The 21675-nt window shown below is 47.5% G+C and carries 21 protein-coding genes and 1 pseudogene; 6 read left to right on the top strand and 16 right to left on the bottom strand.

What is annotated here, in order from left to right:
• Nucleotides 1–4: 4 nt before the first annotated feature.
• From QUA47_RS19445 to QUA47_RS19480, 8 genes and pseudogenes are all read right to left on the bottom strand, one after another.
• Complete coding sequence (locus QUA47_RS19445; RefSeq protein ID WP_333431946.1) at nucleotides 5–151, bottom strand: hypothetical protein; 147 nt, start codon at nucleotides 149–151, stop codon at nucleotides 5–7.
• Nucleotides 152–326: 175 nt separating this feature from the next.
• Nucleotides 327–947, bottom strand: a complete 621-nt coding sequence (locus tag QUA47_RS19450; RefSeq protein ID WP_333431947.1) for a prepilin-type N-terminal cleavage/methylation domain-containing protein — start codon at nucleotides 945–947, stop codon at nucleotides 327–329.
• Between the two features lie 429 nt (nucleotides 948–1376).
• Nucleotides 1377–2015, bottom strand: a pseudogene (locus tag QUA47_RS19455) (Uma2 family endonuclease).
• Between the two features lie 120 nt (nucleotides 2016–2135).
• On the bottom strand, nucleotides 2136–2738 hold the full coding sequence (locus tag QUA47_RS19460; RefSeq protein ID WP_333431948.1) for a GspH/FimT family pseudopilin: 603 nt from the start codon (nucleotides 2736–2738) through the stop codon (nucleotides 2136–2138).
• Between the two features lie 58 nt (nucleotides 2739–2796).
• The gene (hpsC, locus tag QUA47_RS19465) at nucleotides 2797–3852 is read right to left on the bottom strand and encodes a hormogonium polysaccharide secretion pseudopilin HpsC (RefSeq protein ID WP_333431949.1); all 1056 of its coding nucleotides are present in this window, start codon (nucleotides 3850–3852) and stop codon (nucleotides 2797–2799) included.
• Nucleotides 3853–3911: 59 nt separating this feature from the next.
• Nucleotides 3912–4538, bottom strand: a complete 627-nt coding sequence (locus tag QUA47_RS19470) for a prepilin-type N-terminal cleavage/methylation domain-containing protein (RefSeq protein WP_333431950.1) — start codon at nucleotides 4536–4538, stop codon at nucleotides 3912–3914.
• Nucleotides 4539–4578: 40 nt separating this feature from the next.
• Entirely contained in the window at nucleotides 4579–9906 is a 5328-nt protein-coding gene (gene hpsA, locus QUA47_RS19475; RefSeq protein WP_333431951.1) for a hormogonium polysaccharide biosynthesis protein HpsA, read from the bottom strand.
• Between the two features lie 400 nt (nucleotides 9907–10306).
• A complete protein-coding gene (locus tag QUA47_RS19480) occupies nucleotides 10307–10435 on the bottom strand; it encodes a hypothetical protein (RefSeq protein WP_333431952.1) in 129 nt (42 codons plus the stop codon).
• 53 nt (nucleotides 10436–10488) lie between these two features.
• Here QUA47_RS19480 and QUA47_RS19485 point away from each other — a divergent pair, with 53 nt between their 5' ends.
• Nucleotides 10489–11253 (top strand): sulfotransferase domain-containing protein, encoded by a 765-nt coding sequence (locus QUA47_RS19485; RefSeq protein WP_333431953.1) that lies wholly within the window; start codon nucleotides 10489–10491, stop codon nucleotides 11251–11253.
• A 134-nt stretch (nucleotides 11254–11387) separates the two neighbouring features.
• On the opposite strand, the gene QUA47_RS19490 is transcribed toward QUA47_RS19485, so the two are convergent.
• The 4 genes from QUA47_RS19490 to QUA47_RS19505 form a co-directional block, all read right to left on the bottom strand.
• The gene (locus QUA47_RS19490) at nucleotides 11388–12650 is read right to left on the bottom strand and encodes an RNA-guided endonuclease TnpB family protein (RefSeq protein WP_333431954.1); all 1263 of its coding nucleotides are present in this window, start codon (nucleotides 12648–12650) and stop codon (nucleotides 11388–11390) included.
• Nucleotides 12651–13066: 416 nt separating this feature from the next.
• Complete coding sequence (locus QUA47_RS19495) at nucleotides 13067–13474, bottom strand: hypothetical protein (protein ID WP_333431955.1); 408 nt, start codon at nucleotides 13472–13474, stop codon at nucleotides 13067–13069.
• Nucleotides 13464–13679: a hypothetical protein gene (locus tag QUA47_RS19500; RefSeq protein WP_190693640.1), complete on the bottom strand. Its 216-nt coding sequence runs from the start codon at nucleotides 13677–13679 to the stop codon at nucleotides 13464–13466. The genes QUA47_RS19495 and QUA47_RS19500 overlap by 11 nt, the downstream gene beginning before the upstream one ends.
• Nucleotides 13680–13734: 55 nt before the next feature.
• Nucleotides 13735–13950, bottom strand: coding sequence for a plasmid partition protein ParG (locus tag QUA47_RS19505; protein ID WP_333077478.1), 216 nt, complete (start codon nucleotides 13948–13950; stop codon nucleotides 13735–13737).
• Nucleotides 13951–14512: 562 nt separating this feature from the next.
• On the opposite strand from QUA47_RS19505, the gene aroF reads away from it, so the two are divergent.
• Together aroF and QUA47_RS19515 are read left to right on the top strand one after the other, a co-directional pair.
• Nucleotides 14513–15373 carry a 3-deoxy-7-phosphoheptulonate synthase gene (gene aroF, locus QUA47_RS19510; protein WP_333431956.1) on the top strand — a complete coding sequence of 287 codons (861 nt, stop codon included), beginning with the start codon at nucleotides 14513–14515 and terminating at the stop codon, nucleotides 15371–15373.
• A gap of 173 nt (nucleotides 15374–15546) precedes the next feature.
• Nucleotides 15547–15744 carry a heavy-metal-associated domain-containing protein gene (locus QUA47_RS19515; protein ID WP_190693645.1) on the top strand — a complete coding sequence of 66 codons (198 nt, stop codon included), beginning with the start codon at nucleotides 15547–15549 and terminating at the stop codon, nucleotides 15742–15744.
• A 130-nt stretch (nucleotides 15745–15874) separates the two neighbouring features.
• Here the strand turns inward: QUA47_RS19515 and QUA47_RS19520 are convergent, their stop codons facing one another.
• On the bottom strand, nucleotides 15875–16285 hold the full coding sequence (locus tag QUA47_RS19520) for a metalloregulator ArsR/SmtB family transcription factor (RefSeq protein WP_333431957.1): 411 nt from the start codon (nucleotides 16283–16285) through the stop codon (nucleotides 15875–15877).
• Between the two features lie 109 nt (nucleotides 16286–16394).
• Nucleotides 16395–16613 (bottom strand): hypothetical protein, encoded by a 219-nt coding sequence (locus tag QUA47_RS31045; RefSeq protein WP_445302527.1) that lies wholly within the window; start codon nucleotides 16611–16613, stop codon nucleotides 16395–16397.
• A gap of 275 nt (nucleotides 16614–16888) precedes the next feature.
• Here QUA47_RS31045 and QUA47_RS19530 point away from each other — a divergent pair, with 275 nt between their 5' ends.
• Nucleotides 16889–17149, top strand: a complete 261-nt coding sequence (locus QUA47_RS19530; protein ID WP_190662441.1) for a DUF7219 family protein — start codon at nucleotides 16889–16891, stop codon at nucleotides 17147–17149.
• Nucleotides 17150–17258: 109 nt separating this feature from the next.
• Here QUA47_RS19530 and QUA47_RS19535 read toward each other — a convergent pair whose 3' ends face one another.
• Complete coding sequence (locus QUA47_RS19535) at nucleotides 17259–18335, bottom strand: metal ABC transporter solute-binding protein, Zn/Mn family (protein WP_333431958.1); 1077 nt, start codon at nucleotides 18333–18335, stop codon at nucleotides 17259–17261.
• Between the two features lie 90 nt (nucleotides 18336–18425).
• On the opposite strand from QUA47_RS19535, the gene QUA47_RS19540 reads away from it, so the two are divergent.
• Nucleotides 18426–19145, top strand: coding sequence for a metal ABC transporter ATP-binding protein (locus QUA47_RS19540; RefSeq protein WP_333431959.1), 720 nt, complete (start codon nucleotides 18426–18428; stop codon nucleotides 19143–19145).
• A 160-nt stretch (nucleotides 19146–19305) separates the two neighbouring features.
• Complete coding sequence (locus QUA47_RS19545; protein ID WP_333405092.1) at nucleotides 19306–20142, top strand: metal ABC transporter permease; 837 nt, start codon at nucleotides 19306–19308, stop codon at nucleotides 20140–20142.
• Nucleotides 20143–20394: 252 nt separating this feature from the next.
• Here QUA47_RS19545 and QUA47_RS19550 read toward each other — a convergent pair whose 3' ends face one another.
• A complete protein-coding gene (locus QUA47_RS19550; RefSeq protein WP_333431960.1) occupies nucleotides 20395–21483 on the bottom strand; it encodes a WD40 repeat domain-containing protein in 1089 nt (362 codons plus the stop codon).
• Nucleotides 21484–21675: the final 192 nt, after the last annotated feature.

Here is a 21675-nt window from a genome sequence, read left to right on the forward strand (position 1 = left end):
GCCGTCAGGAATTGACCTGGAAGATAACGATCGACAACAGGGCTATTGAGGACGTGGCAATGCCCATTGGTGTCAAATTAACGTACAACCAATAGTCCGGCAGGGGTTGAAACCCCTGCCTCAAAGCTAAAGTCGTCTTCAGACGACTCATGAGTTCTTCAGTCCTCTTTGAGAGGACTTTAGCTATTAGACAGGGAATTCATTCCCTGGCGGACTGGCCGACTAGCGGACTGGCAGATGGTTGGCTGAGGCTGACACGCCTTGGGCACTGCCGTGCTCTGATTTCGGGTAATACCGTTTTCCCTGACGCACCCTACGTCAGTGACTCAGTAACAATATCTTTTGTTTTCGTTGGCTTTTGATTGTCTTTGGGAGGTGCGTTTATGTCCTAGGAGGGTGGAGATGATGATGCAGCGTTGGCTGTTTCTTAAGTTGGGATGATATAGCGTTAGGGTTCCTTTGGCTCTTATACTCGTTAGGGTGCAGTCGTGGTCGCTTCGAGATACGGGGCAACCTCGATGGTTGAACATGACGCGCCGGATTGTGCCGTTTTCTTTTTGCTCGTTGTTTTCATTTACTTGGAGCACTGTTGTTTCACCTGGATCTATTTGAATTTGCGGTTCTAGGTTTTTCCATTGACTGGCTGGTACTTGGGCTGGGGAAATGTCGGCGGGGTGAACTGCTATTTGTACATTTTCTCCTACTTGTTTGAAGCTGGCTTGCCATGAAATTTTGTCACGTTTGGCGTTGCTGTGTGCAAGTTCCATTGCCCAATACGCTCGATCGAGCGATGCTTTTAAACGCTGGTTGTTGATGAACATCAGCCAGGAGGGGGTGACGATCGCACTAAATATTCCTATGATTAAAATAATTATCAATAGCTCTATCATTGTAAAACCTGCGGCAGGTGTAGTGGCTCTGCCTTTGAGCGTTTTATTTATTGACACGTAGATGCACTCCCTGATATTTAGCTGGCAAAAAAAACAGCTAGGAGGAGCTATTTTTTATTGGCTATATTTTAACTTTTGGGTTTGGGGAGTGCATAGATCGGTATTTACTGAAAATTTATGCAAATTTAAGAAAGCGGGTAAGGAAACGGTTGTCAGGAAACGGTTGTGCGGTTTCCCTACAGCAATTTTGTCATCGCCCGATCGCATAAATCGCCCGATCGCATAAATCGCCCGATCGCATAAATCGCCCGAAGGTATGTTGTTGGGTTCGATTCGCTCTTAATCTTAGAAAAGAGCGAATCGAGCGCAACTACATCTAAAATTTAACCTTTATTTGTGACTGTTGGTCTTCCTCCTCACCAATTTCAAAAAGCGGGTAAGGAAACGGTTGTGCGGTTTCGCTACTGCAACTTTGTCATCGCCCCGCTAAATTTGCGCTTTTACCCAATATCGAAACGCTTTCATGGCGATGTTTCTGCCGGCTGTTTTGCTTTGTTCTAAATACTGGGGGATGAGTTCGGTGATGGGGAGGTTGGGAAACTGGAGACTGCGATCGGACTGTATGTATTTTCGATTTTGCAATACGCCCATTTGCAGGTTGCGGCCGTTGTAGCGCCACAATTCGGGAACTCCTAATGCTTCGTAGTTGTTGAACTGAGTGCGGGAGGTGAGGTCGATTTCTATGGCTAAATCGGGAGGTGGATCTGTTTCTAAGTCGATGCGGTTTTTGCCTCTGACTGCGGCTTCGTTTTGGATGTAAAAACAGGCGTCTGGTTCTACTCCTTCAGCCATTTTTTCATTTTTGAAGGTGGTGGAACCCAGAGGCCAAAATTCGATGTCTAATTTTTCAAGCAGAATTTTTACTCAGTCGCTAATCAGGACTTTGGTAACTTCGTGTTCCATTAGCGGAACCATGATTTCTAAGGTTCCTTTGCTGTATGAAAGTCGGGATGCGCGACTTTCTCCTAATTCTATTAGTAGGGTTTCAAACATAAGCCAGGTTATGTCTTTTAGTAATAGTTGATTTCCTGGCTGGATGATTATTTGCTTTAGTTCTAGCTGCATATTGGGACTTTTTTAATATGATTTGAAATATAAAATAATTTAAATTAAGAGATTTTAGCAATTCTGCACTTACACGGAATTGCTGTTAGAGATTAAAATTAAAAAATGTATTTAAAGCTATCATGGACACCCACCATTTGCTGGATCATTTCCTTCAGCAGTTCTCATTCCTCCTATGATAGTTTCCACGATCGCACACTGCTTAGCAGCACCGTTCACAGTAGAAGCTGTGGCAACAAATCGACGAGTATTTGATGTATCTAAGGGAAGTTGATCCTTCACGTTTCCCAGGTAGTCAAAAGTGATTGAGGTTGCATTAGAGACAAGTTTAATAGTGCCGGGTTTGATTTCGCCTCCAGCATTTAACGTCTGCGTACTACCACCCGTAGCTAGTGGTGGGTCAAACGTAATTGTTGGCGGATCGACAGATGGGGCAGAAAATGTAACTGTGACATCGCGCTTAGTTCGCTTTGCTTCGCTTTGTGCAAGTCGTAATGATTGGAAAACGCGATCGTTCACTGTGCGAACTCTTTGTCTGTTGATGAAGGCCAGCCAGCTTGGAGCGGCGATCGAGCTTAATATACCTATGATTAAGGCTATCACGAGCACTTCTAGAAGGGTGAATCCTCCATCGCCTTTTCTGGATGCACTTTTGTTGAATTTAGGGTGGGCTTTGGTGGCAGAGTTCTGCAAAATTTTTAATAATATCGGTGGGGTTTTCATGGTACTATCCTATTGTTTATCGGTGGCCGGCGATTCGGAAATGTGTTTTAGGCATAAGTTATTTTCCTAACGCGCCGCGACCTTGTACTTGTACGCTTGCTGTTGGGAAAAATGCCGAACTCGTGGCTTTGAACTCAGCATCGTTGGGTTGAAGGCGGCGCAGGCTGTTTCCTCTGATAGTAACTCTGGCTATGTTTCTCGCTGTATCTACACAAGCGTAGAAGCTATTTTTATCTGGGTCGGTTACTTTTAGGGTTGGTTCTAGGATTGCGACTGGTGCGAGTTGCCCTGGTACGGTGGCAGTGGGATTGCCGAGAGCTTTTGTGCACTCGGCTGGGTCGATTTGTGGACCGACAGCGGCCTTAGTGTGGTCTATATAATTCACCAGTACCTCAGGCGGTAGAAAAGCATTCCCTTGTGTTACGTTCTGCGTTGGCTGGCTAAAGTTAAAACTTGGGTTAAAACCGGGACTTACTTCTTGACCTTGATTAACTTCCCCACCGCTGTAGTAACGACTTGCATCGGTTTTAGTTGAGTCTTTCACGATGCCCTCGTGAATTTCATAGCGGACAATGCGGGTAGGACACTCGCTTCCTTGAGGTTGACACCATATGCCAGGAGTATCATCTTTAATTTGGTAATAGGCAATTAGGGATCGTACATATGTGTCGTTACAAGGTTTATTTGTTGTATTACAATCTTTTGGCGGTACGCGAGTAGTCGGGTTAGTATCAACGGAAACAGCATTTTTCACCTGCTTCCGTTTCCAAAAGACCAGAATGGGAGTTCCGACTTGAGGGCTAATAGGAGTAGGCAGACTGCTTTTAATAGCAGTAATTCCAGCGTTATCGTAAATATAAATAGCTTGATTTAAATCTTGAGCAATGAAATCAACGGCCGCCTGAATGTCTTGCTCGGTGTTGGCCTTGACTTGTTCCCTCCTGTCGGTATTCAGCATATCAACTACAAAACCGAGCATCGGGGTGATGATTAAAAATGCCATAATCGCTCCGACCAATAGCTCGACCAGAGTCATGCCCTTTTCTGTTTGAGCTTGCCCAGAGCGGTTTTGCTGCTGTTGGGTTTTGAGAAGTAACCTGAGTAAATTTTTCATTTTGACTTCTTCCTTAGCCAATTGAGGAGAGGGATTTTGATTTAATAACAAGGCTTTGATTACTTACATAAGGGGTCGTTAGCTGCTGCACCGGGGTTAAGGCGAGAACATAATGATTGACGCGCCGAACCACCTCCATTAGTAGTAGGTGGGATTTCTGTCTGCATTTCCACCAAAGGCGCTTTAGGGTCGCCGAGCCCGGAATTAGCAACTGATTGTTGTCCGGTTGTCAAAGATCCGAAGGGGGCATCGGCTCTGTAAACGCGGACTTTTAAAGAATAGCCTGTGTCTGTCGGGTTGTTCCCAGAAGAACGAATACCCTGAACGTAAAAGTCTTTTTTGCTAATACCACAGGCGTCGCTCGTTTGCTCTGACTTAAAACAGTACAAAGCAGCGGAGCTTGGGGGAGCGGTTGTGGCGTCTGTAGGAAATCCCGGCTGGCTTGCTGGCGTTGAGCCGATGGGTCGGATCGCCCCTGTTCTCAAACCGTCGATATAAGTTCTCGCCGCCTGCGTGGCCAGTTCCACCCGCCGCGCTTGCACGCGAGTCGCTACTGAGAAAGCCATCACCGGGGCGATGGCGATCATCAGCACCGAAACTACAATCATCGCTACCAATGACTCGATAATCGTGTAGCCACCATCTCGCGGCTGGGATAAATTTTGGTGTTGTTTTGGCTTAGTCATAAATAGGACTCCAGTAATTGCGCGGCAGAAAGTTAGAGGGTTAAGGGGAAGGGGGGCAGTTACTTGGTCTACTCGCAGTTGCATTCTTACCTGCACCCGGATTCGGCTGATCGGGAGCTACAACTCCGCACATCAGAGTTGTTACCCACTCATCATTGCGAGATACTTCCCGGAAATATTCAGCAGGCTGAGTCTTTGTCGAAGGAGTAGTGAATCTTTGGGTAAACAAGTCAGGAGGCTGAGATAGCAGACCCACGTCAAAACCCCAGTTTCGGAGGGGCGGGCTGAAATAAGGAATAAATCCAGCACCAGTATCAGTGTTGTACGTATTTGCGATAGTTAGCGACGGAAGGGGAGTCCCTGCCGGTTGTCTCTGAAGCTGAAACACGCTCGCTAGAGATGCAGCCGGCACGCTTTGCTGGTAAGCTGGCGGCAAAATTGGCTGGTAGGGTGCAGTGCTAAAGGCGCTGCGCCTTTGCTGAATGAAAGAGCCTCGGATGTTGGTAGCAAAGCGCCCGTTATCCCAGCTTTCCAAGAATCGGGGCAAGTTTTGCAAGCCGCCGTTAAAGTCTCCGCTGGTGAAGCCAGCATCAAGTGTCCGTGAAGGAGTGTCACCGGCTCCCACGATCACATTGAATGGAGTATCTACAGCCTGGGATATCCACGCTGTATTTCTGGCATTACCTGCGGCGGTGCCTCTTGGCATGGTAGTTCCGCCGGGAGCGGTTGCTGCTGAACCAATTTGGATCTGCGGGACTGGGAGCAGTAGCGGCTGTGACCCGTTGAAGGGTAGTGGTGGTGTTAGTGGAATTGGCGCTGCTGGGCTTGGCGTTGGTCCTATTGCCGAATTGGCGGGTAGTGAAGTTGGCCCTAAACGTGGTACTGCTACATTTGCTCCGTCTGTGGTGTCGGGAGGGGTAACGGCGGCAGTGGTGACAGTGGGGTTGTTGACTACATAGGGAGCAGTGGTGGCATTGAAGTTGACATTACCCACACCGCCTCCGGCAAACCACAGAGAATTAGGTTTGGCAGCACCGACACCGGGTGCGATCGCTCGTCCAGGAGCAGCACCAATCCCTAAAGGCTGGACAGCGGCGGTGTTTAGCTGGGTGAAAATAAGGGGAGTAGCGGCAGCGGCGTTTCTTGAAAAAGCCACGCGCCGGGGGAATCGCTGCAATGCAGCCACTGGGGGATCTACCGTTGACCCAGCTTGGAAAGTAGCAGCAGCAGCTTGCGCTGGGTTAGTAGGTGGTGAAGTATAATTTGCTGGGCGCGCCGGGTCGGATGCCCTGAGTGGTATGGCTGCTAGAGGATTGACAAACCAGTCATTATCAGTACAGGCAGCCACCGGCAGTTTTGTGCAGGTTTCCATCACGTACTCGGGGAAATTTCCGCGCCGCTGGACGGGAGTAACAAAATTGTTGAAGTAAGAACTCGTGAACAACCCATTCGCAGGAAAAGCAGCCGTGTAGGTAGCGTCTGTCAGCGCAGCACCGACAGCACCGGGAGTACCGACTAAAATGCCGTTAGTTGAAAACGCGCCGCTGGAAAGTCCGTTAGTGACAAAGTTGTTGTTGAAAAATCCTTGCTGTCTGCGCGGCCACACAGCAGCAGCGCCTGCATTGTTTCTCAGGTCAAAGTCTCCCTCGTTGCGGAAGCCAAAACGGTAATTTGACGAGAGCAGGGTTAGTGAATCTACCAGTACAGTTGCCGGTCTCCAGAAGTCGCCCAGAGTGCAGTCCGGGAGCCTCGGATCGAGCGCACGGCAGGCAAAGTTTGGGTTAAGGCCATTATTGTCACTGGTGCGAGCGTAAAAGTTGCCCCAACCTGGGTCTGCCGGAGGAGCTGGCGGGGTTACCAACTCACGAAACTCTTCCACTGGCACAATATTATTATTGGGTGCAGCACCCGGAGCTGGAGGCTGGATGGTGCCGTGAAGGTTAAATCTTCCTTTGATGTAAGCTGGCAAATTCGATACCAACGTCAGCCCTTTTTCTCTGACTACCTTGTTTACACTATTTTCTCCTGTGGGGTTTCCGCCGCGAAATAGCTGGTCTCCGTTAATCAGGACAATGCCGCTGGGCTTGCGGGTGGGGTCGAGCCGATAGTCTGTGGGACTTAATCTTTTGCTGTTTTCAGCATCTGCCGATCTAGCGCTGCGATCGGGCAATGCGTCGTCTCGGCTGGCATAGATAATCCCGCTATTGGGCAGCAACCACTCAGGCGGAGTAGCCCGGGGTCCTGCAACGGGCGCGCCGCGCAAGACATTGATGTCTAACTGAGTAGCCCGAATTTCTATGGGTTGCCGTTCTTCTAGCGGCTGGTCGTAATTGCCTGTTAAAGTTGCTGCTTGGGGATTGCGAGGCAGGGGCACGGGGAAGGGGCTGCTGAGGGTAAAGGCTTCGTTAACCGTCGTGGCCGTGTTGTCGCGATCGATCGCCTTGACTTCTCTGGCGTTCAAAAATGCTACTTCTTGAATTGCCCCGTCGGGAATAGGAATCAGTTGAGCACCGCGGTTGATCGTGCCGTCAAGTATCTGTAGCGCGCAATTAGTCGAGTCAATAGCTGCTTTTTGTGCTAGCGTGCGCTGGCCATCAGGGACTTGGAGGGCGGTTCTCAACGGCCCGTTGGCAAACCTACCGTCCGGGAAGACTAAGTTTGCCTGGGCTTCCAAAATAGGTTCTCCACCCGTAAGCAAGCCAAAGGCGTTCGGCCGAGAAGTACCGGGATTCAGCCTGACTGTTGGAGGGCCGTAGACGATGCCGTTGTTGGAGCCGATAAATGCCTGCTGTGCTCCCCGTGTGACTGGTGATCGTGGTGTTACGTCTCCGCTGACATCCGTCAGCCCTACGATGTTTCTGGCTGTGGAAGCGTTGCTGGGGTCGTAGTAGCTGCTGATACAGGCTACAGGGGTTTGCTGTGGCTGGGTTCCTGGTGCAGCGACTTGCGCTGCTGCTAGCGCTATAGGGTCGTAGCCATTGTTTGCATAGTGATAAACTGCCGTTGCCCGCATCCGCAAGTCGCCTTTAGCAAATTTGAAAGCCGTCGCGGGGGTTTCACCCACAGGACTTACTACTGCTGGCGGCAAGCCGATGTCTAGTGGTGTTGGTACTCCCGGCCAGGGAATCCAATTACCAGCTACGTTGTCATACACTTGCGACCCCGGTCCCAAGGGTGACATCGGCATTGAGTCTGGCCACACTACAGGGTACCGCTCATTGGCGGGAGTTGCAGGGTCGTCGTAAGTATTGTTAGCGGGAGGGTTTGGCGTTATCAATGCTGGGCCACTTTTCAAGGTGGGAGCAGCAGGATTTACAGTTTCTATCCAACGGGGCGGCGGCAGGAAGGAGTTGGTGCGATCGTATACTCCGGCGCTGGTAATTACTCGCAGCCCACCAACACTGTCCAAGAAATTTTTCGGTATTTCAGCCGCTGCTTTTTCCCAGAAACCATCTCTGTAAGGAGGAATTGTCTGGGGTGGTACTTCCCCTGTACCGTTGCCGCGATCTGTTGCTCCCGCGTCAGCTAGTTTGGTCACTTGCGGTGTGCGGGTGCGCTCTCCTCCGTCAGTCCATGTAGCTCCGATTACCGATTGTTCGTCACTGACAAACTGGTTCTTGCTCCCATCCCAACGCTTTTCTGGCAAGTTGTTGCCTACGGCGACTCGTTCGCCCAAATTTGTTTCGCTCTCACCAGAAAGTGGCAGAGGGGGTTTTCGCGATGGTAGCTGAGCCGGAGGGATAGTGATCTCAGCCCGTCCCGCTCCAGAGAGAGTACCTTGAGCCGCCGTTCCAGTAGTAGGAAGGCTCCACTTATCAATGGGTCTCAGGCTATTAACACCATTGTCTTGAATAATGTAGGGAGCATCTGCCGGATCGACTCCTCGGTTTGCTGTTCCCGGAGGTACTTCTGCAAAAGGAACTTTCCGCAGCCGTGCTTTAAAATAATCTTCCAGTGCTTGCTCGGGGGTCTGACTCTTGGGGGGCTGCGTCGCTTGAATAACCTCAACTGGGTAGTTTGCTGGATCTGTAACTGCAGCTACCAGCGCATCTAACCGCGCGGAGTAAGCGTCGTTGTTGTACAGTACACCAAGACTGTTTTGCGTAACAGATTGATTGTTCGGGTCAATTGCCGGCGAAGGCAAGTTGCCTATAGTCGGTGGTGTTTCGCCGCTTTTTGTGAATAGATGTACTTCTACGGGATTGTTTGCTGGTGCCACTGTGCTGCCCGACCACCCGTTGACTACGTTACCTGCTACAACAATTTTGCTATTTTCTCGCTCGTAAAAACAAGATTGCTGGCTGCTGACTTGAAATAATCTAATTCTTCTGTTACCGCCCAAAGACGATACTAATAAGTTGCTATTTGTAAGCATCCGCCCGTTTAGGCTGAGCGGAGGCCCGGGCGATATATCTAGATCGTCTTCATACACAACGGCATTGTTGCTGAGGGGGATGCGACTTTGGTCTTGCTGGTATTCTAGGGCAGATACACTGGTAGTTCCCTGGAAAGCTTGATACGTATTATCTAACCCGTTGTCTGCGATATCTTTAGCTGTTATGGGTACGTTAACTGTGTAAACAAAGAAACTTTTCTGGATTCTGCCACTTTTTCTCTCCCAACCAGAGTCGCCCACCAAACTTGCAACTGTTCCTTCTCCCTGGGTGCAAGCCGGGTTGAGAGTTCCTGGGTCCATTGGAGGTGTTCTCGCATCTAGCGACTTTCTCGCTCTGGCTACTGCTGCTCTTGGGGTGCGAAAGTATATTCCGTAAAGAGTAAAAGTATCCAATTTCCCGTCGTTGTTCGTATCGACGGGATATCTCCAGGCAGTATTTAGCGCCTCGTTTTCCCTCGCAGGCGAACCAATCAAAAGCCCTAGTTTTGGATCGTCAAGGGTTATACCAGCGCCGTCAAGATCGGCTCTCAGGATCAGCCGCTGCTCGCCCTTAAAAGTATAAAAGTCATTTGTTGCATCATAAGACGACATGATGCGATACATTTCTGCGTCGGAGGGAGTAGCCGTCGGTCTTTGCGGGTCTTCCCGCAGCATATATTCAATTTTTGCTTTTGCCCGATCGAGCGCGGGAGTGGCGGCCGCCAGCACCTGCTGGTTCACGCGCACGTTACGCGCCGTATTAGCCCGATCGAACGATCGCAGCGTAATCGCCACAGTCAACAAAATCACTACCAACAACACCATCGTCACCGTCGGCAGCACAAACCCCGCCATCGGTAGTTGCGCCCTGCGGCCCATAGCCATCAGCGCTTGCAGCATTGCTCTCATCAGCCGCTTCGCCCCGGATCTGGTAACACCAGCAATCCGCCGCAGCAGGGATACGATAACTTTGGATAATTTGCTCTTAAACATTGACGCCTTCCTGAATTATTTCAGAGATGGTATTGCAGGTAGTTACTGCTCGACAGTACAATCCCATCTTTATTGTTCCCATTTTTTGCAAGTTGCATATCACCCTGTTGCACAAATTTAAATCTGTACTTTGGCTGAAAAATAAAACCCCCAAACCGACAACCAAAATCACCGCCGATAATAATAGATTTTTCAGCGAAGGATTTGCCCCGCAGGGATTAGAACTCCCTAACTGCACTCTAATCTAGTTAAATAGAAATGTCAGCGGTCAGAGCGAGAGTGAATTCGATCACCACAAAACAGCGATCGCGATCGTATCCTATGTATTTCCCAGCCCTTATCTTGTCGGCTTTGTTTGTGTCTTCGCCTTGCTAGCGCTTTCAACCACCGGAATCTACAATCAAGATCCGGCGATCGAGCGGTTAGGCTTCTCAGTGCGATCGAGTCTAAATGGGGCGATCGAATTTCCGTAATGCCCCCAAGTGCGATCGTATTTCCGTAATGCCTCCAAGTGCGATCGAATTTCCATTTTACCCTCCGGCACACTGTCAGTACAAGTGCAAAATATAAAACCTACAACCCATGAAACAAACTCCCAAACCCCCCGACTTCATCATCATCGGAGCCCAAAAAGGCGGCACAACATCTCTGTACAATTACCTAATCCAACATCCCCAAATCGCCCCCGCCGCCGAAAAAGAAATTCATTACTTCGACTTCAACTTCGATAAAACCTGGGAGTGGTACTGTTCCCAATTTCCCCAGCCCCCAACAGGCGAAAACCTACTAACCGGAGAAGCTAGCCCCTACTACATCTGTCACCCCCAAGTTCCCCAGCGAATTTATGATTTATGTCCCAAAGTTAAAATAATCGCCCTGCTGAGAAACCCCGTAGAACGGGCAATTTCCCACTATTATTACTATATCAAAATAGGCTACGAATCTCTCTCATTAGAAGAGGCGATCGCCGCCGAGCCCGAAAGACTCAAAGGCGAAATAGAAAAACTCCTAGCCAACCCCAAATACTATAGTTACGAACACCAACACCACAGCTATCTAACCCGCGGCATTTACGCCGATCAACTCCCAGCCTGGATGAAACTTTTTCCCAAATCACAACTTTTAATCCTCAAAAGCGAAGACTTGTATAGCAACCCATGGGAAATCCTCAACACCGTCCTCGAATTTTTAGACTTACCGCCCCACCAACTACAAACCTACGAAAAGTACAACGCCACCCAATATCCCCCCATCAGCGAGACAGTATACGACCAATTGAGAGCATATTTTCGATCGCACAACCAAAGACTAGCCGAATTGTGCGATCGAGACTTCGGCTGGGATTAATAATGTCATTCGTGTCAACAATCGCCTAAAAACCTTTGTGTCTCTCGTTTATAGCCAAGACCATATCCCCCTCGCATCCCCCCTAAAAAGACCCTTTGGACACGGCATCGTGTCCTCCAACCGTTCCATTAAACTTACCCATAGCTACCCAAATCTCGACATAGCTGGACATGAGCGCTTGTGGTGTTAACTTCCTGTTTCACAGTAGCGACAACATGACTGCTGTCGGGCTTGTCTACTCCGCAGGCTGACACGGTGGAACTCACCGCCAATTCTGAACGTTCTGGAATAAATATTCCTACAAACCAACGTTCTATGTTTTTCGAGGCATTCAAGTCACGGTCTTGAATATTTCCACAACTGGGACATTCAAAGGCTCGGACTCTTAATGGCATTTTATGCCGATGATTACAGCAATTTGAGCAGATTTGACTGCTAGGAAAGAATTGATCTATGAGCGTCAATTTTGAGTTAAACTTTTCGGTTTTATATTCAAGTTGACGCTTGAATTCGTACATTCCGCAGTCGGCGATTGCACCAGCCAATCTGTGATTCTTCAAAAATGCCTTAACATTCAAATCTTCAATCTTGACCTCACTGTGGTTTTTGGCGAGGTAAATTGTTAGCTTATGAATAGCATCTTTTCGGATGTTTGACACTTTTAGGTGCAGCTTGGCTAGTTTAGCGATTGCCTTTTTGCGGTTGTTAGACCCTTTAACTCGCTTGCTGACACGTCGTTGCAGGCGTTTCATTTTACGGTTCATCCGACGATAGGCTTTGGGGTTGGCAAAGACTTCGCCGTTAGAACAAACAGCTAGCTGCTTGATGCCGATATCAACTCCGACGGTAGGACGGTCAGGTGGAGTTGCGGGCTGTTCAATTTCGCATTTAAAAGCAATGAACCATCTGTCAGCTTTTCGACTGATTACGCAGTTGTGAACTGCCGTAATTGGTAATGGTTCGTGCAGCCTAACCCAGCCAATCTTAGGTAACTTGACACGCTTGCCGTCGTTATTAATTCCTGGCTTTGCTTTGGTTCCTTGTTCTAGGTAGAAGGAGTCACCCGATACACCTTTCTTTTTGAATCTAGGCTGTTTAGATACCTTTTTGAAGCATCTATCCCAAGCTGTTCTCAATTCAGTCAGAGCCTGCTGTGGGCTTGCCTTGGAAGATTCGTAATACCAGGGATGCAAAGGTTTGACTTCTGCTACTAAACGTTTGTGTAGATCAATTGCAGAAGGGATCTTTACACTTTTATCCGTCTCCCTGAGTGTCAATGTTTCAAGGATGATTGAATTCCCCCAGTTGTAAGCGTGTCTTGCTACTCCGCAATGCTGCCGAAATCTAGTCACCTGTTTGTTATTGGGTTTTAATTCCGTCTTGAAACTGAGTAACATTTGCTTTTACCTCATTTCTGCCTTACTCTTATTGTATGCGTAATTAATACGGAACAACAAAATGCCTAGAAAAAAGATTTACAGCGAGCCTAAGCGTAAGGTCAACCTAAGCCTGACCGAGACTGCTACTAAGTGGCTAGAGGAAAAACGAGTTCAGCTTACCGCAAGCAGTCTTAGTGACGTTATCGAGAGACTTGCTAGAGAGTTACCCAACAATTCCATCAATGGGTAACTTTGTCCAAGAATCACGTTACAGCTTTAAACCCCATCGCGCGATCGAATATCCGTAGTGTGCCATAGTTAAAGATTTTTGAGGCACATAGTTGCCAAGAGAGCGCTCTTTCATAGATATTATTAAGAGCGCTTAAGCGCAACTACGTACCTTTTTTGTGCCAGTTGCGCTCACGACTAAAATATTAAGCAGCGGCGCTAGCATTTGCTTCCAGAGGCTCGATTTCCTCCGGCGTAGCGTGACGGCGCGGATCGTTAAAGCTGCCAGCCGCTAGCCAGTTAGGATTTTGCGCCGCCTCGCAACCAATCACGTAAAGCGAAGATTGGTTAAAAGCAGCCCAGAGAGCATCACAAGCCTGTTTATCCATCAGTGAATCGGCGATCGGGCGATCGTGAATCAGAGCAAATAAATCAAACTCATTTCGTTTTGGATTCCACTGATATTGCAAAGTAGGAGCATAACCCATTTCGATCAATTGCGCGATCGCGCGATCGGGCGTATATCCGTCCAAATGCACCCGATTGAGATAGATAGACACTTGGACATACTCATCTCTGGCAGGTAGCAGTCGGTAATTCGAGTTAGTCATCATTATTTGTCTCCGTGCAGTAGTAATAAGAGCGGCCTGCAATATCGGGGCGTTTTTCAGCCTTCATTTTTTGCTGAGCACATCGTCGCTTAGCATAAAGGTCTTTTTCAATTTCAGTCTCGCCGGGGGCATAAAAAGGACGTTGAGGAAGCAGTTCGGCTTCTAAATCCTCCCAAGATTTCTCTGGGTTGTCTGAATCTCTCAGCATTTGTCCCTCGCGGTTTGTTTCAGGATGCCGTTTATTCGATCTAGTCGATCGGTCATCAGTCTGTTTCCTCAGTTTTGGCGATCGTCTTGACGCGCTGGGGCTTTGGCTCTAAAACGGGTTCGTTTTCCTGTAACCAAGTTTCGATGTACTCCAACAGAACCTCATTCATGCTGAGGCTACGCATGGCGCAAGATGCTTTGAACTTGGCTCTTGTCTCTTCAGGTAGATAGATTTTTACGGACACAGTTTTACTTGTAGTCAAAGTTTCCATATCGCTATATCGATTTGTCTATGTGTCTAGCCTGACACACAGGCGCGCGATCGGATAGGGGCGCTTGTCGATATAAGGACTTGTCGGCTTGTCCCTATATCGATATAATAACAGACATAGCCAAAAAACGGCATTGCCGTTTCCATACATTTTGCAAAAAATAACTTGACATCCCCCTCTCCCTGTGCTAGCTTGTCCAATAGTATTGTGTTTAATCCACACATCGCAGCACCTCAACTATGTTCACAGCCAACAGCTATTTTTATTTTTGGTACAGCCAAGTTCGCCCGGAGTGAATTGGCAATTCACTGTGAACATCCGGGCGAACCGCAGATTAACACCTGCGGTTTTGTTTTTTCTACTTCTTTTCCCAACAACCAATCCAGTACAAGCGAAAACAGCAATGACATTATTCAGTAACTGGTACTACAGCTTTTATTTTTGGCCCAACCAAAGTTCTGGGTAAATTGTCGCGCTGTCTTTTCGCACCAACCCGGAACTCCTAAAAGTTCCGGGTTTTTTGTTGTCAACCACCCACTTAAATTTTGAGGAAAATACCATCATGTTAGAAGCCAAACTCGTAACCAAATCTCATCCCGAACACCAAACAATTGTCAAACTCTCAGAAACAGTCTCAGTCGGTGGCGAAGAATTATTAATCATCGGCGGCCCCTGTACCGTCGAAAGTTCCGCACAAATGGAAACAGTCGCCCGCCAACTATCCACCGCATCGGTGCAAGCTTTGCGAGGCGGAGTCTACAAACCCCGCACATCTCCCTATGCTTTCCAAGGGATGGGAATTGAGGGACTGGAAATTTTAGCCGATGTCAGCCGGCGTTACAGTTTACCCGTCGTGACAGAGGTAATGTCGATCGCCCAAATCGAGCCAGTTGTCACCTATGCTGATATGCTGCAACTAGGTAGTCGCAATATGCAAAACTTCGAGTTACTAAAGGCGATCGGTCAAGCCGGAAAACCAGTTCTGCTAAAACGCGGCTTGTCAGCCACAATCGAAGAATTTGTGATGGCCGCCGAATACATTCTCAGTCACGGAAATCCTCATGTAGTTCTCTGCGAAAGAGGCATCCGCAGCTTCGACAATTACACGCGAAACGTATTAGATTTAGGTGCAGTAGTAGCGCTGAAACAGTTAACTCATTTGCCAGTAATCGTAGACCCTTCTCACGCCGTCGGCAAGCGAGAATTAGTCGCACCACTAGCCAAAGCAGCGGTTGCTTGCGGTGCAGACGGATTGATTATTGAGTGTCACCCGCAACCAGAAAAATCGGTTTCTGACGCGCGGCAAGCTCTTTCTTTGCCAGATATGGTAGATTTAGTTGCGAGTTTGCGGCCTGTAGCCGCCGCCGTTGGGCGGTGCATACCCGAGATTAATTCGCCTTCACAGGTATTAAGTTTGAAGTGATATTTGTAGGAGATAATGTATAACTTTTAACGTCAAACTCTCAAGTCGGTTTTAAGCGAATTGAGCTTTGAGGCAGGGGTTTAAACCCCTGCCGAAATCTGGAAAAGCGCGTGTTTCACGAATTTAGATTAAAATAAAAAATAATACTGTCATCTACGAAAATTTGCTGAATTATGGCAATACTACTTAACGTTCCCTCGATCGTCTGCTCTGGCTGCGCTGATACAATTACCAAAGCCATCAAAACTGTTGACTCCGATGCTACTGTCAATGTGGATGTCGCAGCTAAGACTGTTACAGTTGAAGCTCAAGCTTCTGAAGAGTCAATTTCACAGGCGGTTGTTGCTACGGGCCACACCGTCCAAGATTGATATTGAGTTTGGTGAGGGCGGGTTTACGAGATTATTGGTCTTAAACCGAAATAATTGGTAAAAGCCGCCCCTACACTATTTGAAATCCATTATCAATGCCCTGTTTGGCCACTGCCCCTCGCCCAAAAGCTTAATCGGCTTCGTCTAAGTGTTCGGCGACTGCTTGGTAAAGTTCAAAAACGTGGCGATCGAGTAAACTATAAAAAACTTGTCTCCCAACCTTGCGGTAACTTACCAACCGCATCGCCCGCAACGCCCGCAACTGGTGCGATACTGCTGATTCGCTCATACTCAACGCCGCAGCCAAGTCACACACGCACAGTTCTTGTTTGGCCAAAACAGACAGCAGCCGCAGGCGGTTCGCATCTCCCAAAAGACTGAAAAACTCTGCCATCCGCTGAGCTTTTGCGGTGTTGAGAACTTGTGTTTGGATGTCGCCGGCCCGCAAACAGTCAACTAGGTGCGATGAATCGCACGTTGGTGTATCGTTTTGTTCGCGAGGCTGACTTATCGCTCCATTAACAGCAGAGTTGGGTGACATCTTTTCCCGCCTGGTTTTAATTCTCATTTTCATTTTAGTGCGATCGACAAACCTTTTGTAACAAAACTTTTACATTCCATTGACTAATATCTGAATATGTGTTCAGATATTAGTAGAGACAAACAACCCCACCAGGAGAATTTAAAATGACTACCGCCACCCAAACAAAATGTGCCTGTCCTTCATGCTCGTGCGTTGTCAGCCCCAGTGAAGCCATTGAAAAAGACAGCAAAACATACTGTTCCAGCGCTTGCGCTGACGGCCACCCCAACGGCAGCGGCTGCGGCCACACCGGCTGCGAATGCCACAAATAAATATTCGGCTTCAAAAAAGATTAATCAACTACTCTAAAATCTATCGAAAGGGAGATGCCAACAGCGCATTTCCCATTTTTTGCGTTTTAAGGTTAAAGAAAAGTTAACATAAAGCTAAATTAAGGTTAAAATTGCATTAAGAGACTCAATACAGAGCGAAAAAGCACAATTGCTACTTACGCAATACAATAGAAGCAAGTTAGCGCCGCGATACTGAGTACCAATAGTGCTATTAAAAACAGAGACCGAACCAAAAGTTGAATACCAAAAGTTTAATTAGGAGGGGGCAATGAAAGAGCGGGAAGATTTTTTACATCCTCGCAATCGCTACTACGGCGATTTCACGCCAGAAAATTTGGCGTTTAATGCCAACTTGCAGGAGTTTGCTCAGAAAATAACTTATATTTGCTCGCTGGAAACAGGAGGAAAAATTAGCGCTGAGAAAGCCTATAAAGATATTAAGGCGCTTTGGAAAGACTTAAAATCCTCTAAGAAGCAATTGGGAATTGGTCAAAAACCCCCCAGTACCGAGGACCAAAATTCACCTTAAAGTCATCGCTGCAAACGCAGCGTTTGCAATCGAAAAGCCCTGCGATTGGGAGCGCTGCGTTTTTCTCTGTACCCCGCAAATGTAAGGTGCTTGCTGCACTTTAGAAATTCTATGGTTTGGGATTTGGTGCAGTTTCTCCTGCAAAGGCAGTACAATTGCCACCGAGGCCAGAAATAATCGCGCAAGTATTAGTTTTCAGCATTCCCTGATATGTATCAGCGCCAGTGCCGGGGCCGCCCAACTCGTCGCTGTAAAGTTCCTTGTCCGAAATTTCGACATTAGCCTCCCTCGCCACAGTCTCCATCAACTTCGGATTAGTTGTAGTTTCCGCAAAAATTGTCGGCACTCCTGCGGTCTTAATTTCTGAGGACAATTCCGCAATTCTTGCTGCGGTGGGCTGTTCCTCTGTTGTCACACCCTGCAAAGCTCCAGCAATCTCCAAACCGTAAGCATCGGCATAGTAACTCAAAGCATCGTGAGTTGTTACTAACTTGCGTTTTTCTGCTGGAATAGTCGCAATTTGAGCTTTGATCCAAGTATCTATTTTTTGCAACTCATCTGTTAAGCTTGCTGCATTTTTTGTATAAAGTTGAGCATTGTTGGGGGAAACTTTGATCAATTCATCGCGAATTGTTTCTACCATGCGCCGGCCATTTTGAGGATTATGCCAAACGTGAGGATCAGGGACTTTTTCGCCTTCTGCGTGGGGTTTATTTTCCGCTTTCTCTTCCCCGTGTTCGTGCTCGTGTTCCCCCATCAGCGGTTTGGGAACGGCGAGTTCGTGGACGGCGATTTTGGGCGCTGGATTACTGCTGGATTGAATTAATTTAATGATGCTGGGTTCGTGGTTGTAGCCACCGTATAAAATCAGATTTGCTGTTTCAATGGCTTTGCGGTCTTCCGGCTTGGTTTGATAGGCGTGAGGGTCGTCTCCCGGCTCTATCAGACAGGTGGTGTCGATCGAACTTTGAGCGATTTCTTTAGTTAGATTGCAGATAACGCCAGTCGTGGCCACGACTTTTGGCAAGTTGCCGCCGGGACTGGCTTGAGTTTGAGTTGTGGCGGGACTCTCTGGCGCCCGATTGCTGGCGTTCTGTCCTCCACTGCACGCAACCACTCCGCAGCCAATTGCCAAAACAGCCGTACCCCACAATCTGCCGGTTTTTCCAGCCAAGTTCTTTAACATTTTCACCTTTGGAACGATAATCGTTATTGCTTTTTCGAGTTATCCTATTCTAGTAGCTACGAACAAGAATCGTTCTCAAAATCTCTAATTATGCTAGAAGTGCAAGACTTGGCTGTCAATTATCGAGGAATTGCGGCCCTCAACAACGTGAATTTCCATTTAGAATCGGGGCAATTAACTGGCGTGTTCGGCCCCAACGGCGCGGGGAAAAGCACTATGGTGAAAGCGATGCTGGGATTGATCCCCACCTGTCGGGGTTTGGTCAAATATCAGGGGCGGCTGCTGAAGGAACAGTTGTCGCGGGTGGCTTATGTGCCGCAGCGATCGCAAATTGACTGGGATTATCCGATTACGGTGTGGAATTCGGTGATGATGGCGCGAACCGTCCAGACTGGTTGGTTTCGATCGCCCTCGAAGCAGTCCCAAGAATTGGTCAAAGCTGCTTTGCTGCGGGTGGGAATGTGGGATTTGCGCGATCGGCAAATTGGCGAACTGTCTGGTGGACAGCAACAGCGGATTTTTTTAGCAAGGTCGATCGCCCAACAAGCCGATTTATTCTTTTTCGACGAACCTTTTAACGCGATCGACAAAGCAACAGAAGAAATTATTTTCGATATTTTTGCCGAACTCAAATCGGAAAATAAAACATTGCTAGTAATCAGCCACGATTTAGGCGAAACTTTAAAACAGTACGACAATTTATTATTGCTAAATAAGCAGTTAATTGCAACTGGTTCCTGCCGGGAAGTGCTCACCGCAGCCAATATTCAAAAAGCCTATGGATACGATTTAAGTTTAGTTTCAGCGTAAGCAAAAAAAGATTGATCTTTAAAATTGATAGTGGCACGGGCGTCCCGCCTGTGCAGTTGATTGTGGCACGGGCGTCCCGCCTGTGCAGTTGATTGTGGCACGGGCGTCCCGCCTGTGCAGTTGATTGTAGTTGAAAAAATCCTATTATTGATCTAATTCAATGTTAAACCTACTAATTGAGCCACTCAAATTCGAGTTCATGCGAAATGCGATCGGCGTCGGCATTTTGCTAGGAATTCTCTGCGCCGTTGTGGGTTCCTATTTAATTGTACAGCAAATGGGAATGATGGTTGACATGATTGCCCATTCAGTATTAGCAGGATTGCCAGTAGCTTTTTCTTTAGGTTTCAATATTTCGATCGGCGCGTTTATATCGGGAATTATCAGCGCGGTAATTATGGCGTGGATTCAATCCCAATCTCGTCTAAAAATTGATGCTGTGATGGCATTAATTTTATCTACATTTTTAGCAATTAGCGTGACGCTAATTAGCCTGTTGCGGACAACTAAATTAGATTTAGACGGGTTTTTGTTCGGGAATATCTTGTCAGTTGCACCTGCTGACGTGCAGCAGACTTTTGTCATAACTTTGATTATTTTGGTAGCGGTTAAACTCCTTTACAAAGAATTGCTCTTTTATACTTTTGATCCGCTGGGGGCGCAAGCGTCCGGTTTGCCTGTAAACTGGATTTATTTAGGGATGATTTCGGCGATTACGCTGACGATTGTTGCGAGTTTGCAAACTGTGGGGGCGCTGTTAGTAATTTCTCTGTTAATCGGGCCGGGAATAACGGCGTATTTGTTGGTAAAAGAGCTACATTTAATGATGGGATTGGGAGCAATTATTGGAATTACAGCTAGCGTGACTGGTATGTATCTCAGCTATTATTTTAATATGCCGTCTGGGGCGGCAATTGTATTAGTTATTTTTGGGTTATTTTTAGGGGCTTTGCTGTTCAGTCCCAGTCAAGGAATTTTAACAAGGAAGAGAGGATAACAGTCCTGGACGTACTCTATGTGTTGTGCGATTGCTAGGTCGAGTTTACTTTCATTCCACATTTGGTAGAAGGGGTGTTTCAGCAGGTGGTTTTGGTCGAGAATACTGTGGAGTTGTTGGAGAAATTGCTGTTGGGTGATAATTGTCGATCAGTGCAGTCACTAAAATGTTATTGTAATTTAGTATTTTGTCAAGACCAAGTTTTCAATTTTTATCTTTTGGTCCAACTGGTGCGATCGCCATACTACCAACTTAGCACCCCCCGAACTCTGTGGCGCCCATAGATTGTGACCAAACCAGCAATTCGCCTCCACAGCCGCCAGCGGCGAGAAACTGGCCTTGGGGATGCCATGCGAGACATGAAAAACCGCCCTCTGCACCTTCTAGAATTTGCAGCAATTGTTCTGCTTCGTCCCACAAACAAACTTGACCGTCTGCGGCTGCGGAAGCTAATAAAAATGTGTTAGGTTGAAACGCGATCGCATTTACCACATTTTCATGCACTTCTAACGCCCAAGAATCCCAACCGACTCTTTCATCAGCGTCTCTTTCCCAGACAGAAATGCCTTGAGAACTCGAAGCAGCTAACAAAGGTGCACCCAAAGAATTAGTTTTATCCGACCAAGCTAACTCCCGAACCTTCCCCGGAAAACCCTGCATTACCCAGGGTTCAAAATTGCCCCATTCATTAACAATTAGAGTATTGTCCATATTGCCACAAGCTAAATATTCCCCTTGTGGCGACCAAGAAACTGCACCTGTTGCGGAGGGTACTGATAAAATTTCCGGGTCTTCGTCCCAGTCTTCACCATGCCAAACTTTGACGCCTTGATAGCCGCTAACTGCCAGATATTGAACCATAGGATGCCATGCTAAATCTAGGATAGATGATGAATCGAAATTCAGCGTTACTTCAACAACATTCTCCTCAGCATTCCATACTTGAACGTAGCGGCCCATACTGAAAGCTAACTGGTTGCAGTTGGGACTCCAAGCTAACTTGTCAACCCAGACGCGCTGGTTATCCAAATCAGCAATCAATTCCCCAGAATCGGTGCGCCAAATTCGCACTTTTCCATCTTGTCCGCCAGCAGCTAGGAATTGACTGTCGCGGGAAAAAGACAAGCAATCGGCTGATTTACCCGTGGCAGTTTGTAGCGTTTGCAAGGACAATTCATTAACTGCCCCTACTTTCGCCAGCATCACTTCGCCCGCAGCAGAACAGACTGCTAAAGTTGTACCATCCGGCGACCAAGTAACAGCAGTTACGTAGTCAGACAGCATTTCTTTAGCGTGAAATTGCAGGGTTAGTTCACTTTTCTTTGTCTTTTTGTTACCCATATTTATTGAATCTGAGATGTTGCACTATTCTTAAGAACGGGCAAGATGCCCGTTCCACAAGAAATGAATTTTATTCCTGTGGAACAGGCATCTTGCCTGTTACCTTCCACAAGAGATGAATTTTATTCCTGTGGAACAGGCATCTTGCCTGTTACCTTCCACAAGAGATGAATTTTATTCCTGTGGAACAGG

This window comes from Microcoleus sp. MON2_D5 (assembly GCF_036701905.1).
GTDB lineage: Bacteria > Cyanobacteriota > Cyanobacteriia > Cyanobacteriales > Microcoleaceae > Microcoleus.